Source organism: Streptomyces californicus (assembly GCF_000717645.1).
GTDB classification, from domain to species: domain Bacteria; phylum Actinomycetota; class Actinomycetes; order Streptomycetales; family Streptomycetaceae; genus Streptomyces; species Streptomyces californicus.
The window spans coordinates 105,974-121,103 of record NZ_JNZZ01000005.1; the positions used below are offsets into that span (position 1 = coordinate 105,974).

At 70.1% G+C, this 15,130-nt stretch carries 9 protein-coding genes; 5 read left to right on the forward strand and 4 right to left on the reverse strand.

The window, feature by feature from the left end; translation table 11 throughout:
- Positions 1-23: 23 nt before the first annotated feature.
- The 3 genes from IF19_RS0108560 to pepN all read right to left on the reverse strand — a co-directional run bounded on the left by IF19_RS0108560 (position 24) and on the right by pepN (position 7,694).
- Positions 24-3,332: a S8 family serine peptidase gene (locus tag IF19_RS0108560; protein ID WP_030277531.1), complete on the reverse strand. Its 3,309-nt coding sequence runs from the start codon at positions 3,330-3,332 to the stop codon at positions 24-26.
- Between the two features lie 327 nt (positions 3,333-3,659).
- Entirely contained in the window at positions 3,660-4,739 is a 1,080-nt protein-coding gene (locus IF19_RS0108565) for a hypothetical protein (protein ID WP_030116611.1), read from the reverse strand.
- 354 nt (positions 4,740-5,093) lie between these two features.
- Positions 5,094-7,694 carry an aminopeptidase N gene (pepN, locus tag IF19_RS0108570; RefSeq protein ID WP_030116612.1) on the reverse strand — a complete coding sequence of 867 codons (2,601 nt, stop codon included), beginning with the start codon at positions 7,692-7,694 and terminating at the stop codon, positions 5,094-5,096.
- Between the two features lie 181 nt (positions 7,695-7,875).
- Between pepN and IF19_RS0108575 the strand changes: the two genes are divergently transcribed.
- Together IF19_RS0108575 and IF19_RS0108580 are read left to right on the forward strand one after the other, a co-directional pair.
- Positions 7,876-8,526 (forward strand): mycothiol-dependent nitroreductase Rv2466c family protein, encoded by a 651-nt coding sequence (locus tag IF19_RS0108575; RefSeq protein WP_030116613.1) that lies wholly within the window; start codon positions 7,876-7,878, stop codon positions 8,524-8,526.
- Between the two features lie 139 nt (positions 8,527-8,665).
- Positions 8,666-9,013 carry a VOC family protein gene (locus tag IF19_RS0108580; RefSeq protein WP_030121288.1) on the forward strand — a complete coding sequence of 116 codons (348 nt, stop codon included), beginning with the start codon at positions 8,666-8,668 and terminating at the stop codon, positions 9,011-9,013.
- Positions 9,014-9,049: 36 nt separating this feature from the next.
- On the opposite strand, the gene IF19_RS0108585 is transcribed toward IF19_RS0108580, so the two are convergent.
- Positions 9,050-10,507, reverse strand: a complete 1,458-nt coding sequence (locus tag IF19_RS0108585) for an NCS2 family permease (protein ID WP_030116615.1) — start codon at positions 10,505-10,507, stop codon at positions 9,050-9,052.
- Positions 10,508-10,842: 335 nt separating this feature from the next.
- Here IF19_RS0108585 and IF19_RS0108590 point away from each other — a divergent pair, with 335 nt between their 5' ends.
- From IF19_RS0108590 to mycP, 3 genes are all read left to right on the forward strand, one after another.
- The gene (locus IF19_RS0108590; RefSeq protein WP_078580970.1) at positions 10,843-11,463 is read left to right on the forward strand and encodes a helix-turn-helix domain-containing protein; all 621 of its coding nucleotides are present in this window, start codon (positions 10,843-10,845) and stop codon (positions 11,461-11,463) included.
- Between the two features lie 245 nt (positions 11,464-11,708).
- Positions 11,709-12,194 (forward strand): hypothetical protein, encoded by a 486-nt coding sequence (locus IF19_RS0108595; RefSeq protein WP_030116617.1) that lies wholly within the window; start codon positions 11,709-11,711, stop codon positions 12,192-12,194.
- 1,559 nt (positions 12,195-13,753) lie between these two features.
- Complete coding sequence (gene mycP, locus IF19_RS0108605; RefSeq protein WP_030277529.1) at positions 13,754-15,124, forward strand: type VII secretion-associated serine protease mycosin; 1,371 nt, start codon at positions 13,754-13,756, stop codon at positions 15,122-15,124.
- The last annotated feature ends 6 nt before the right edge of the window (positions 15,125-15,130 follow it).

The window sequence follows — 15,130 nt, forward strand, 5'->3', positions numbered from 1 at the left end:
CGCCGTCGTAGCGCGGAGATCCGCTACGGCACGACCTTCTCGATCGCGACGCTGCCGGTGCCCGCGGCGGTGCCGCGCGCGTTGACCAGCCGGACCTCACCGAAGAACCGACGGCCCTCCGGAGCCGCCCCGGCGACCACGACCTCGGCGCCGACCTGGGCGGACGCGCCGCCGGCCAGGTTCACCGCCTTGGTGGAGTCGACCTTGAGCGTGCCGAGCGACGCCGAGTAGTACACGTCCCGGTAGTCGTACGTGGTCGACCCGGTGGGAACCGAGTAGCCCTCGACGACGACGGTGTACGTGCCCGCGGCGGGCTTGGCCAGGCTGACCGACTCCTCGGAGCCGGCGGTGGTGCCGCTGCCGACCTGCGTGGCGCCCCGGAAGACGTACAGGTCGAGGTCGGCGTTGGCGTCCGACGTACCGCCGATGGCGACGTCGAGCTTCTCGACGCCGGCGCCGATGGTCACCGTGGTCTGCCGGGTCTGGCCCGTGGAGATCGACGGCGTGTCGACCTTGGCCGAGCCCAGCGAACCGCCCTGGAGCTTGCCCTGGAGGGCAGCCGCCTTGTTGGTGACCTTCCAGCTCACCGGGGCCGGAGCACCGATCTTCGCCTCGTCGATGGTGCGCACCGCCGGGTCGAACTCGACGCCGAGCAGCGAGACGTCCAGCTTGTACGGGTTGTCCAGCAGCGGCGACGTACGGCGCGCCTCGACCTCGATCTCCCACACGCCGGGCTGCGGGTCCTTGTAGGAACGCGCGTCCGGGCGGCAGGTGTTGGCCGGGTTCTCGTAGTTCGGGTAGCAGTTGGTCGTCGCGGTGGGGTCGACCGGCGTCCCGTACGGGTGCAGGGCGATGAACCGCGTCTGGCTGCCCGAGCGCAGCGCGCTGAGGGCGACCTCAAGGGTCTTGGCGCCCTGCGGCACGTTGACGAAGTACGACGTGGTGCCGTTGCGCTGGACCGAGCCGGACGCCTTGTAGGCGTAACCGGGCTGCTGCAGCTCCTGGGCGATGACGACCGTGGTCATGATCTGGTGGTCGACGCCGGAGGTCTTCTTGTCGTCGAGCTGGAGGATGGCGCTGTGCACCCCGGCGGTCTTGGCCTTGGCCCTGACCTTCAGCTTGACCGGCGTGTCGAGCGGCAGCGAGACGTACTGCGGGCTGCTCAGCTCGAAGGTGCCGTCGTTGTTCTTCCACGTCAGCTTGTGCTGGACGTCGCGGTCCGGGCCGGTGGTCCGGGTGACGACGACGTCGTAGACCTTGCTCTGGCCGACCTTCAGGCCGCCCTCGCGGTCGTAGAGGCCGGTGCCGAAGCCCGGGTCCTTGAGCGCGAAGTCGATCGCGGTGTCGACCGGGGCCTTCACCGAGAACTCGTGCGCGGGCTTGCCCTGCTTGGCGATCTGCTTCCACGCCTTGACGATGTTGATCAGACCGGAGCCCTGGACGTGCGCGGGCACGTCCTCGATGTGGCCGGCGGTGCTGGTCAGCGCCGTGCGGAGGTCGGCCGGGGGAAGCTCGATGCCCTTCTGCTTCGCCGCCGAGAGCAGGAGCGCCGCGGCGCCCGCGGCCTGCGGGGAGGCCATCGAGGTGCCCTGGAGCATGGAGTAGCCGGCCGGCAGGTCGTAACCCGCCTCCTTGACCGGACCGCCCGGAGCCCAGGTCTGGGTGGTGTTGATGGACGCGCCCGGCGCCGAGATGATCGGCGTGAAGCCGCCGTCCTCACGCGGACCGCGCGAGGAGAAGGGCAGCATGTCGTACTTCTTGGTGACGTTGGAGCCGTAGTTGGCCGCCCACGTCTCCTTGGAGATCGACGCGCCGACCGAGATCACGTGGTCGGCGAGGGCCGGGTCGCCGATGGTGTTGAGGCCCGGGCCGCTGTTGCCGGCCGAGATGACCAGCTGCACGCCGTAGATGTCGACGAGGCGCTTGTACAGCTCGGCGCGGGCGTTGTTGCCGTCGTTCAGCGGCGGCAGGCCGCCGATCGACATGTTGACGATGTCGACGCCGCGGTTGACGACGAGGTCGATCATGCCCTCGGTCAGCGCGATGTTGGTGCAGCCGCCGGTCCACGTGCAGGCGCGCGAGGAGACGATCTTGGCGCCGGGGGCGGCGCCGTTCATCTCGCCGCCGAACAGCCCGTTGGCCGCGGTGATGCCCGCGACGTGCGTGCCGTGCGAGCCCTCGATGACACCGATGTTGACGAAGTCGGCCTTCGCGCCGGCCGCGTTGTAGACCACGTTCTTGCGGGTCTCGACGACGAACGGGATGCGCTCGACGACGGGGGTCCGCGGGTCGTCCTCACCGAAGTAGGAGACCTGGAACTTGTCCTTGTACGGCTTGAGGACCGCGTCGTCGGAGAAGTCCGTGTTGCTGTTCAGGTCGACGCGCGTGGTGCCGGTGACCGGGTCGTACAGCACGCCCCACGTGTCGGTGGTGTCACCGTCGCGGTTGAGGTCGCCCGCCATGTCGCCGCCGGTGGTGGCCGACTCGGCGAACGTGGCGAACCGGTAGCTGCCCGCCGGGGCGGAGTAGGTCTTCCCGCCGGACGTGAACGTCGGTCCGGTGACGGTCTCCGTCATCCGGAGCCAGGTGCCGTCGCCGTCGCTGACCGGGTCGGTCGCCGTCACCCAGTCGACGATCTTGCGCTCGCCGGTGGTGGTCTTCCGCAGGGCCGGGTGACCGAGGTCGACGCCGGAGTCCAGGATGCCGATGGTGATCCCGCGGCCGTCCGCCTCGGGGTGCTTCTCGACGAAGTCGACCGCACCCGTCTCGAAGGAGGGGTTGTACGGGTTCGTCGCCGGCGTCTTCTTGCCGGGCGCCGGGTAACTGCCCGTGGCCTTCAGCTGCTTCGCCCCGTCCGCCCGGTCGCCCTTGGGCGTCGGGTCGTCCAGCTTGATCTCCTGCTTGAGATCGATGCCGAGGACGGAGGAGAGCTTCGAGGCCGCCTTGATGGTGGACTCGGCGCTCTTCGTCGGGACGCTCGCGCGAACGTAGCCGAGCTTGTCGTAGGTCTGGCCGAGCACGGACCCCTCGACGGCGTCCAGCTGCTTGCTGACCTGCTCGGTCGCCCCGGGGGTGGTGGCGACCATCATGGTGATGTTCTTCTCGCCCTTGGCCTCGGCCTTCGCCAGGATCTCGGCGTCGGCCGTGCCGAGCTTGTCGCCGCGGTCGCTCGTGGCGGCCGGTTTGACGGGAGCCGGAGCCGGGTCGTCGGCGGCGAAGGCCGGTGCGGCGCCGGAGGCCGCCAGCGCGGCAGCCAGACCGGCCGCTGCCGCGATACGAGCTGCTCGTCTCGCCCCGGGTATGGAGCTGGGGGATTCCTTGGTCATCAGCATCCCTGTAATTGAAAGAGAGAGTCCGGAATTCGGTACCGGATGACCGCTCACCCTGTCGTAAATGACAGGGGTTTGTGGAGAGTTGACGGAGACGAGTCAGGGACATGGCAGAGATCCGCCAGAGTGCGTGCCGCGCCACAGGGGAGGAACGAGGTCAAACGGTACGCCGGTGGCGCACGGGGCCGCCGTGGCTCCGCTTCCGTGGTCCGGACCTGCCGCAGCGGTGGGCCCGGGGCCGCCGCGCCCGTGGTCCAGGAGGCCGCGCCCGGGCCCGAAGGCGATCCGCCCGCGGGACGCTCCCGCCACCGGGCCCGGCCCCGGCCCTGGTCAGCGCGGCAGGACCATGACGTACGCGGCCGGCTCCCGGTCCGCCGCCGCCATCAGCGCCGTCCGCACCACCGTCGCCTGCTGGTCCGCCGCCTCGCGCAGCTTGCGCGGGGTGAGGTGGACGACCGTGACGCCGAGCCGTTCCAGTTGCTCCCGCTTCGCGGCGTACGCGGCCCACTGCGGGTCCTCCTCCGCCTGGCGCCGGCGCGCCGGTACCCCGTACCGGGGCGCCCGCGCGTCCAGCTCCACCGCGACGGCGTGATCCGGCCAGTACGCGTCCACCGCGCCGAGCCGGGGCCCGCCCGGCAGCCGCAGCTCCACGTTCCACACCGGATCCGGCAGCCCGTGCTCCCGCACCATCGCGTACAGCCGGGCCTCCGCCGCCGCCCGCCCCTCGGCCAGCAGCGCGTCGACCGCGCCCACCACGGCGGGCCTCCCCAGCAGCTCCGCCTCGCTCAACTCCCGTACCACGGCGGCCGGCTCGCAGTGGCCCTCGCGGACCGCCTCGGTCAGCAGCCGCCGGACGTCGGCCGCCTCCGCCGTGGCCGCCACCGCGTCCGCGAGAGCACGCTCCACCGGGGCGACGGGCACCTCGCCCACCCGCACCGCGCGCGGCATCACGGCGGTCCGCAGCACCTCCACGAACCGGGCGGACCGCAGCCGCCGGGTACGCGGCACCAGGACGTCGATCCGGTGCAGCGCCCCCAACGGCCCCACCGCGGCGAAGCCGTACAACGCCAGGGCGGCGACCCCGGTCACCATCGCCTCGCCGTACGCGTCCTCCTGACCGGGCCCGTAGCCCGGCTCCGCCAGGCGCGCCGGAGCGCGCCGCGCGGAGACCGGCGGACGCCCCGCGTACAGCAGCGCCCCGTGCAGCCGCTCCCGGCCGGTGGGCGGGCCCGGGTGCAGCAGGTAGACCCCCGGCAGGATCTGCTGCCAGGGGCCGCCGGGCAGGCACTGGGCGGACGTCTGCGCCGCGGACACCCCGCGCGCCCGCAGCTGGGCGGCGGACCGGACACGGAGCGTCACGTCCTCGGAGGGGAGGGGGAGGCGGGAGGAGAGCGGGGTGTTCTGGGTCATGTCCCGTGATTTCCCTTGTCCGGAGGGGGTCCTAACCCCTGTTACACGTCCGTCGACAATCCCGGACAACGCCGTCCTGATGCACGGACGTTCGGCAATCGAAATGGCCCGTCCCGCCGGGAATCAGGGGAGGGGCGCTGCGATCAGATGTACGAGCGCTGCTTTCGCGCCGCGCGCACGCCCTGCCCGAGCGCCCCTCCCGCACGCCCCCTCACGCCGTCGCGCGGACCGTCCGGGCCGCGGCGGCGGCAGCACCCGCACCGGGCCCCGTGCGGTCACCCCACGTGAACGGGCCCCGCGCGGTGACGCCACGTCGGTGACGTCCCGCACGGGGCCCGGTTCAGCCCGGCCGGATCACGCCTTCCGGTCGCACTCCTGGCCGCGCAGCGCCCGCGCGAGGTCGTCACGGGCCTCCAGCACCAGCCGCCGCAGCGCCGGGGCCGCGTCGGCGTGCCCGGTCAGCCAGGCGTCGGTCGCATCGAGGGTCTCGGTGCTGTCCTGGAGCCCCGGGAACATCCCCTGCACCACGTGCATGCCGATCTGGATGGACCGCTCCGCCCAGATCCGCTCGATCACCTCGAAGTAGCGCGGTGCGTACGGGGCCAGCAGCTCCCGCTGCGAGGGCTGCTCGAAGCCGTTGATGGTCGCCTCGACCAGCGCGTTGGAGAGCTTGTCCGACTCCACGACGGCCGCCCACGCCTGCGCCTTGACCGCCTCCGAGGGGCGCGAGGCCAGGCACCGTACGTGGTGGCGCTTGCCGGACGCGGTGTCGTCACGGGCCAGTTCGGCGTCGATCGCCGCCTCGTTCGCCACCCCGCGCGAGGCCAGCGGGGAGAGGAACGCCCAGCGCAGCTCCTGGTCCACGTCGAGGCCGTCGATCCGCGCCGTGCCCTCCAGCAGCCCGCCCAGCAGCTGGAAGTCCGCGTCGGACGCGGCCACCGCCGCGAAGAAGCGGGCCCAGGTCAGCTGGTGCTGGCTGCCCGGCTCCGCCGCCCGCAGCTCGCGCAGCGCACCCTCGGCCGCCGCCCGGCCGCCCTCCTCGCGCCACTCCGGCGCCACGTAGCGCACCAGCGCGGACTGCGTCCACGCGTGCAGCATCTGCAGCACGCCGATGTCGCTCTCCCGCCCGGCGAACGCCAGCACCAGCGCGACGAAGTCGCGGGCCGGCAGCAGCGCGTCCCGGGTCAGGTTCCACAGGGCCGACCAGCACAGGGCGCGGGCGAGCGGGTCGGTGATGTCGCCCAGGTGCTCCCGGAGCGTGGCCAGCGAGCCCTCGTCGAAGCGGACCTTGCAGTACGTCAGGTCCTCGTCGTTGACCAGGATCAGGTCGGGCCGCTCGGAACCGGCCAGCTCCTCCACCACGGTCCGCTCGCCGGCCACGTCCACCTCGGCCCGCGCGTAACGCGTCAGCTCGCCCTCCGGCGTACGCCGGTACAGGCCGACCGCGACCCGGTGCGGGCGCAGCTCCGGGTGCGACGCGGCGGCCTCCTGGACGACGGCCAGCTCGGTGAGCACGCCGTCCGCGTCGTACGCCGGCACGGGGGTCAGCACGTTGACGCCCGCCGTCTGGAGCCAGGAGCGCGACCAGGCGGTCATGTCCCGGCCCGAGGTCTCGGCGAGCACCGACAGCAGGTCGCCCAGGCGCGTGTTGCCGTACGCGTGCTGCTTGAAGTAGCGCCGGGCGCCCTCCAGGAAGGCGTCCCGTCCCACGTACGCCACGAGCTGCTTCAGGACGGAGGCGCCCTTGGCGTACGTGATCCCGTCGAAGTTCAGCTTGGCGTCCTCCAGGTCACGGATGTCGGCCGTGATCGGGTGCGTGGAGGGCAGCTGGTCGGCGCGGTAGGCCCACGCCTTGCGGTTGTTGGCGAAGGTGATCCAGCCGTTGGTGAAGCGGGTCGCCTCGACCATCGAGAAGGAGCCCATGAAGTCGGCGAAGGACTCCTTCAGCCACAGGTCGTCCCACCACTCCATGGTGACCAGGTCGCCGAACCACATGTGCGCCATCTCGTGCAGGATGACGTTGGCCCGCCGCTCGTAGGCCGCCGAGGTGACCTTGCCGCGGTAGATGTACTCCTCGCGGAAGGTGACCATGCCCGGGTTCTCCATGGCGCCGAGGTTGTACTCGGGCACGAACGCCTGGTCGTACTTGCCGAAGGGGTACGGGTAGTCGAAGTTGTCGTGGAAGAAGTCCAGGCCCTGCTTGGTGACCAGGAAGACGTCGTCCGCGTCGAAGTACTTGGCGAGCCCCTTGCGGCACATCGCGCCGAGCGGGATCTCCAGCGTGGTGCCGTCGTCGAACGTACGGGAGTAGTAGTCCCTCACGTAGTGGTACGGACCGGCGACGACGGCCGTGATGTACGTGGAGATCGGCTTCGTCTCGGCGAACCGCCAGACCTCGCCCTCGCGCGACTCCTCGGCCCCGTTGGACCAGACCCGCCAGCCCTCGGGGGCGATGACCTCGAACCGGAAGGGGGCCTTCAGGTCGGGCTGCTCGAAGTTGGCGAAGACGCGGCGGGCGTCGGCCGGCTCGTACTGGGTGTAGAGGTAGACCTCGCCGTCCTCCGGGTCGACGAAGCGGTGCATGCCCTCGCCGGTCCGGCTGTACGCGCAGCGCGCGTCGACCACGAGCACGTTCTCGCCCTCGACGAGCCCGTCCAGCGCCACCCGCGTCCCGTCGAACACGACCGCCGGGTCGAGGTCCGTCCCGTTCAGCTTCACCGCGTCCACGGCCGGGGCCACCAGGTCGGCGAAGGTGGAGACGCCCGCTCGGGCCGAGCGGAACCGGATCGTGGTCAGCGAACGGAAGGTCCGCGGTCCGGCCTCCCCCTCGCCGCCGTCGGTCCCCTCGGGCTCGCCGACGGCGGACCGCAGGTCGAGCTCGACCTCGTATCCGTCGACGGTCAGCAGCTCGGCCCTTTCCTGGGCCTCGTCGCGGGACAGGTTTTCACCGGGCACGGGCACTCCTTCGTGGCGCGCGTCATGTGTCGTGTTCGAACCCATTGATCCTTGCATGCGTCCCCGGGCGGCGGCATTCAGGGAATGGGTCACCCGCCGGGGGCGTTCTCGCCCGCAGGCGTACCGCGCGTGCGCACCGCGCAGGTGTGCCGCGTTCTTCCGCATTCTTCCGAGGAGAGACATGTCCGAGAACACCCCGGCGAACGGCACGACCCCGGTCGACTTCTGGTTCGACCCCCTCTGCCCCTGGGCGTGGATGACCTCCCGCTGGATGCTGGAGGTGGAGAAGGTCCGCGACGTCGAGGTCCGCTGGCACGTGATGAGCCTGGCCGTCCTCAACGAGGACCGGCTCGACGAGCTGCCGGAGGAGTACCGCGACATGATGGAGAACCAGGCGTGGGGGCCGGTCCGGGTCGTCATCGCCGCCCAGCAGCTCCACGGGGACGACGTCGTCGGCCCCCTCTACACCGCGCTCGGCACCCGCTTCCACAACAACGGCGAGGGCCCCACGCGCGAGGCCGTGGCCGCCGCGCTGAAGGACGTCGACCTGCCCGCCGAGCTCGCGGAGTACGCCGACTCCGACCGGTACGACACCGAGCTGCGCGCCTCCCACCGGGAGGGCATCGAGAAGGTCGGCCAGGACGTCGGCACCCCGGTCATCGCGGTCCCCGGCGCGGACGGCGAGCAGATCGCCTTCTTCGGCCCGGTGGTCACCCCCGCCCCCAAGGGGGAGGAGGCGGCGAAGCTCTGGGACGGCACGCTGCTGGTCGCCTCGGTTCCGGGCTTCTACGAGATCAAGCGGACCCGGACGCAGGGCCCGCTCTTCGACTGACGGCCTTCGACTGACGGCCTTCCGCTGACGGTCTTCGACCGACGGCGCCGGGGTCGCTCGCGCGGGCGGTACGGCCGCGGGGGCGACCCCCGCGGCTGTCCGGGGGCCGTTGTCAGTGGCGGGCCGTACGGTGTTGAGCATGCGAATCTCACCGGAGATGATCACGATCGACTGCGCCGACCCCCAGACCCTGGCCGCCTGGTGGGCCGAGGCGCTGGGCGTCGAGGAGGTCCAGGACTACGAGGCGTTCGTGGTCCTGGCCGCCACCCCGTTGGTGCTCGGTTTCCAGCGGGTGCCCGAGCCCAGACCCGGCAAGAACCGGGTGCACATCGACTTCTCCTCGCCGGACCGCGCGGCGGACGTGGAGCGCCTGGCGAAGCTGGGGGCGACCGTCGTCGGCGAGCAGTCGATGCAGGGGATGTCCTGGACCGTCCTCAAGGACCCGGAGGGCAACGAGTTCTGCCTCGCCGACGAGGGCGCCCACTGACGCCGGCGGCCCGCGCCGGCGTGTCCCCGCGTCGTCCTACCTGAGGCCGAGGACCTGCTCCAGCGGGTCGATGAGGAAGTAGACCAGGAAGAGCGCGGCGGTGCCCCACAGCAGCCAGTGCACCTCGCGGGCCTTGCCCAGGCACGCCTTGATGACGACGTAGGCGACGAAGCCGGCGCCGATACCGTTGGTGATGGAGTAGGTGAACGGCATGACGACGATGGTGAGGAAGGCCGGGATGGCGACGTCGTAGCGGTCCCAGTCGATGTGCTTGACCTGGGTCATCATCAGGAAGCCGACCGCGACGAGGGCGGGTGCCGCCGCCTGCATCGGCACGATCGTCAGGAGCGGCGTGAGGAAGAGGGCGAGCGCGAAGAGCCCACCGGTGATCATGTTGGCGAAGCCCGTACGGGCCCCCTCGCCCACACCGGCGGCGGACTCGATGTAGGTGGTGGCCGACGACGCGGACGTGGCGCCGCCGGCGACGGCGGCCGCGCCGTCGATGAGCAGCACGCGGCCGAGGCCGGGCACCTGACCTCGCTCGTCGAGGAGACCGGCCTCGGCCGTGACACCGACGACGGTCCCCATCGTGTCGAAGAAGTCGGACAGGATGAGGGTGAAGACGAGCAGGACGACCGTCAGCACGCTGACCTGACCGAACGAGCCGAACAGGTCGAACCGGCCGAGCAGTCCGAAGTCGGGCGCGGCGACCGGGTTGCTGGGAATCGCGGGCGACGTCAGGCCCCACGCCTTGATGTCGGCGAGCTCGTTGACGACGATCGCGAGGGCGGTCATCAGGACGATGCTGATGAGGATCGCGCCCTTCACCTTGCGGGCGACCAGGACGACGGTCAGGAGTACGCCGAGGCAGAAGACGAGCATCGGCCAGCCGGTGAGCGTGCCGGTGCCGAGCTGGACGGGCACGGTGGAGTTCGCGGCGTCGGGGATGCGGGTGACGAACCCGGCGTCCACGAAGCCGATGAAGGCGATGAACAGGCCGATCCCGACGCTGATCGCCTGCTTGAGGGGTTGCGGGATGGCGTGCATGATCGCCTCGCGCAGCCCGGTCATCACCAGGAGGCAGATCAGCAGGCCTTCGAGCACGATGAGGCCCATCGCGTCTTCCCAGCTCATCAGCGGAGCGATCTGGAAGGCGACGACGGCGTTGATCCCCAGGCCCGCGGCCAGCGCCAGCGGAAGGTTGCCGCCGACGCCCATGATCAGCGTCATCACCGCGGCGACCAGGGCGGTGGCGGTGACCAACTGCACGCTGTCCAACTGGTCGCCGAACTTGTCCTTCGCCCCGCCGAGGATGATCGGGTTGAGCACGAGGATGTACGCCATCGTGAAGAACGTGGCGAATCCGCCGCGTATCTCCCGTAGGTAGGTCGAACCACGTTCGCTGATGCGGAAGAACCGGTCTACCGCGCCCCCCGACGGGGTGGGCTTGTCGGTGGGCGGCGGGCTGGTCGTGCTGGCCGTACTGGAGTGCATGACTGATCTCCTGGACCTGCGGATGATGAGGGGGAAAGGCATGCCGACGCTGCCGGCCGCACGCGGGAGGCACTGTGCGAACGCACATGCGCCACCGTGCGCAGCGGATCATACGCGGCACGGTCGGGCGCGCAACTCCCGTTCTGTGGTGCGTAGTTGATGCCTTTTCCGTCCTGTGGGTTCCTACGGAATCGACGGCGACCTTTGCCGTCAAACCGGCAGGCAGCCGACAGTGGCTGTGGAAGGACCGGTGACCGCACCCCTACGCTCCGTACGTGCACCCACCACTCCCCTTCAACGCGCGGGCGGCGCGGGCCTTGCGCGAGAAGCTCGGGATGGAACCCGGGCATGTGGCGTACGGCATGCGCGCGTCCTTCGGCACGACCCATGTCAGCCCCGAGCACGTGATCGCGTGGGAACGCGGCACCCATGTACCGGACCTGGCCGAACTCACCGCTCTGGCGGCGGCGTTGTGGTGTCAGCCCGGCGAACTGATGGGGCGGCCGAGCACGTTGCTCGAACACCGCGTCGCACGCGGGGTCTCGGCCGAGGAGGTGGCCCGCGCCACCGGCCTCACGGTCGAGGCGTACCTCGCCATGGAGGAAACCGGCCGGTGGACCGGTGACAAACGGCAGTCGGTCAGACTCGGCGAGGTCCTCGCCCTGCCCGCACGCGACTTCATCGCCGTCACCGGACTGGAGGCGGAACTGGCCGGCCTCCTCACCGAGGCGGTCTCCACCCGCTGGCAGGCCCACGTCCGCGCCATCGCCAAGCTCATCTCGATGGACCGCCGCGAGCTGAAGGCCCCGTTGAGCGCCATGCAGCAGGAGTACCAGTCCCTGATGGCGGCCACCTTGAGCCGCGCGGGCGGCACCACGGCTTCCGGCGAGGACGGCCGCCGCTACGTCGAGCACATCGTGGACCACTTCTGGTCCCGGCTGCCGGGCGGCGCCTGAGGAGCACCGGGCGGCGCCGCATCGCCCGGCGCTCGCCGCGTCATCTGCGCCGATCCCGCCATGCGCAGCGGCGAAGTCGCTTCGGCTTCGACACCCGGCAGGGCCGGGGAACCGGGGCAGGGCGAAGGGTCACCCAGGGAGCATGACTCAATGTGACCGGGTTCTGGCTCCATTGCTCCTGTGAATCCCTTCCGAGGATCTGCCAGAATCGCCTTCTGAGTGTTGGCTGTACGGGGGAGGGCGCTGTGGCGCACGGGGAAGACGGGGCGGTTCCGGACACGGGGAAGTCGTTCGACAGCCTGTACGCGGTGAATCCGCAGCAGGCCCTGGCGATCGAAGCCCAGAAGATGAAGGCATTCAAGAAGAGGGTCGACGACCTGCTCATCGCACTGGGCGACTCCGAGGCATCCCCGGACCGCATGGGCGAGGGCCGGGTGAGCCGAGCCCAGCTGGGCTCGGCGGAGTTCGGCGAGGCGCAGTACCTGTACGAGTCGTACACGGTGGTCCACGACGAGCTGGAGAAGCTGTCGAAGGTGCTTGGGGCGCAGATTGAGGGCATGGGGCTGGCCGTTCATGCTTCGCGCGTGGGGTACGACAACATCAACCAAGACGTCCGTGAGCGTATGAGGTCGATCAACACGGAAGTTGCGTCGCACTACGACCGGGAGCGCGACCCCTTCGTCAAGGACGAGTCGACGGAGAAGAAGGCGGACAAGGAGGCGGGCTTCTGATGACGAAAGGTGCCGGCGGCGGGAAGCCGCAGCCGCGGCGCACGGACTTCGAGTCGATGACGCATCAGCAGTTGGTCGCCCTGATCGCGTCGGCGAACCCGTCTGGTGCGTCGAACCTGGCGTCGAAGCTGTCTCAGGCGTCCTTCACGATCACGAGCATCGGTGAGGACTTGAAGGCTTATGTCGCAGGTCTGGCATGGCACGGAGAGGGCGGAGACGCGTTTCGTGCCTGGGGCGGGCAGACAGCCAGCGCGACGCTACGCCTGGGGGAGTACAGCAGGGGCGCGTCGCAGTGGATGGAAGAGGTAGCTCAGGCCATCGGGGAGGCGAAGGCGGCGATGCCGCCGATCTCGGAGACGACCCGGGCGCAGAACGCGCTGACGAAGGCGAACGGGGCGTACGAGACCGCGACCGACCCGGCCAATCGCAATGATCCGGATGCGCGGGGCCTTGCACGAACTGCTCAGTCGGACGCCGCTGCGGCGGAGGCCCGGATCGACGTGCTGCGGGGCGAGGCGGCGCTTCGGTTGCGGAAGTTGGCGCAGACGTATGAGTTCACCGCCCATCAGGTGAACGCAGAGACGCCGCCGACGTTCCCCCCACCTTCTTCGGTCATGCCGGAATCGGTCTTCAATGTGCGCGAGCCGACCTCTGGCGAGGGCCCGACGACGCCGGAGCGGTTGACGAGTGGTGACCGACCGGGTGCCTTCGCCCGGGCAGCGAACAGTGGAGACTTCGCGGCTGGATCGGAGGGCCGTGTTGAGCCTCGTCCGGTAGCGGACCTTCCGCACGTTGATATCAGCGAATCATCAGGGCGGCCGCCGCGCGTGGAGCCAACGACGCGCATGGAGATCGACGGTCTCGCGACGCTGCCGACTGCCACGTCACCGTCCCCTGCTTCGCCCTCGGCGAGTCCACCGCCCGCCGGTGCCACCGATCCGTTGGGTATGCAACCCACGCAAACGCCTCCTGTGTCGGCCGCAGGCGGTACGAAGGCGTCCTGGCAGCCCGCCCCACCCGTGATGGGGCGTCCCGGCCAATCAGGGGGACGGCCTTCGGCACTACCGACCCAAGGGCCTTTGGGGCCCGGCTCCACCGTACGTACGCCGCAAGAGAGCGGAATCGTCGGCGGCCGCCCGACACCTCCGAGTGCGACGGGCGCGGGCCGCGGGATGCCGCGTGGCTTGGTCGTAGGCGGCGAGGGAACTGCGGGGGCCCGCGGCCCCATGGGGCATACCTCTGCAATGGGAGCTGGAAGCGGTGGCGCGCGACCGGGAGCAACTGGAGGGAGCCGCCGTTATGCCTCCGAGAAGGGAGGAATTGTCGCAGGAACTCCCCGGCAGACGAACCGACCGGGTGCCCACCCAGTAGCGGGAGGCGGGGCCATGGCGAAGCCAACCTCGAACGCACCTTCTGGTCGCCGCGACAAGCGTGGCTCTGAGCGTCCCGACTACCTCATCGAGGACGAGGACACCTGGAAGCAGAACGGACGCCGTATTGTCCCTCCGGTCGTCGAGTGACGTCCGCTAGCCCCCGAATCCGTAAGAGGTAGACACGAGATGCGTATCAGCAGGCAGCGCGCCGGGCTCCGCCCAGCGCTGGCGGCTTTCATGGGGCTGGTGCTGACGGGTGCTGTGGCGGCTCCCGCGCAGGCCGAGACCGCTCGGGAGCAGCAGTGGCATCTCGACCTCATGCGCGCCGATGAGATGTGGAAGACAAGCACCGGTAAAGGCGTCACCATCGCAGTGATTGACACCGGCGTTGACGAAGGTGCGACCAACCTGCGGGGCCAGGTATTGGACGGCGTCGACTACTCCAGTGAGAAAGGCGACGAACACACCGACTGGGGAGAACACGGCACCGTGATGGCTGCCTTGATCGCGGGCACGGGAGCGGGTGGCGAGCGCGCCGGGGCCTATGGTCTGGCTCCCGGGTCCAAGATCCTTCCGATCAGAATGCCGAAGGAAGGGGAAGGTGTAACGGGGCTGCTGGTAACTCCGAGCTACCTGAAGAAGTGGGCGAAGCGCATGGCCCGGGCCATCCGTTTCGCTGCTGATTCTGAGGCGAAGGTCATCAACATCTCCATGGCTTCCCCGGGGGCAGAGAACCCGGAACTGTCCGCTGCTGTGAAGTACGCGCTGGATAAAGGGAAGCTGATCTTCGCTGGTGTCGGGAACAGCGGTGACGTCAAGAATGAGCTGCAGTACCCGGCCGCCACTCCGGGTGTCATCGGTGTGGCGGGAGTGGATCGGAACGCCAAGCCGTACAAGAGCTCCCAGTGGGGCCCTCAGGTCGACTTGGCTGCCCCTGCCGTGGACATCGTCAGTACTTGCCCGAACGACCGGCAGGTTTGCAAGGCGAGCGGCACGAGCAACGCGTCCGCTCTCGCCTCGGCCTCAGCCGCGTTGCTCTGGTCGCAGCATCCGGACTGGACGAACTATCAGGTGCTTCGGGTCCTGTTGCAGACGGCCAGTGGCAATGACAAGGGGTTGAGCCGCGATGATGTAGTCGGCTACGGCGTTGTCCGCCCTCGTATTGCGTTGACGGAGCCGGGTGATCCGGGGCCGGCTGATGAGTATCCGTTGCCTGATCTGGGTGGCAAGGCTGCCGAGTCCGCGTCTCCGGAGGCTTCTGAGCCTGCGAAGGGTTCCGCCGAGCCCACAGCCGCTGCCGCCGCGGCTGGTGAGGGCGGTGGGGGTGGCGGTGTGCCGACTGTGGGGATCGCCGTCGGCGTCGGTGCGGCCGTTCTGCTCGGTGGGGCCGCCGCGGTGTGGGCTGTTCGTAGGCGTCGTAGTGATGCGGCTCCCACGGGGGTCACTCCTGCGCCGCCGTACGGGGGGCAGCCGCCCTATCCGCCGTCCACTGTGCCGCCGCCGCACCAGGGCTACGCTCACCCCTCCCACGACCACGGCCACGACCGGAGGGCATGAGCCCTC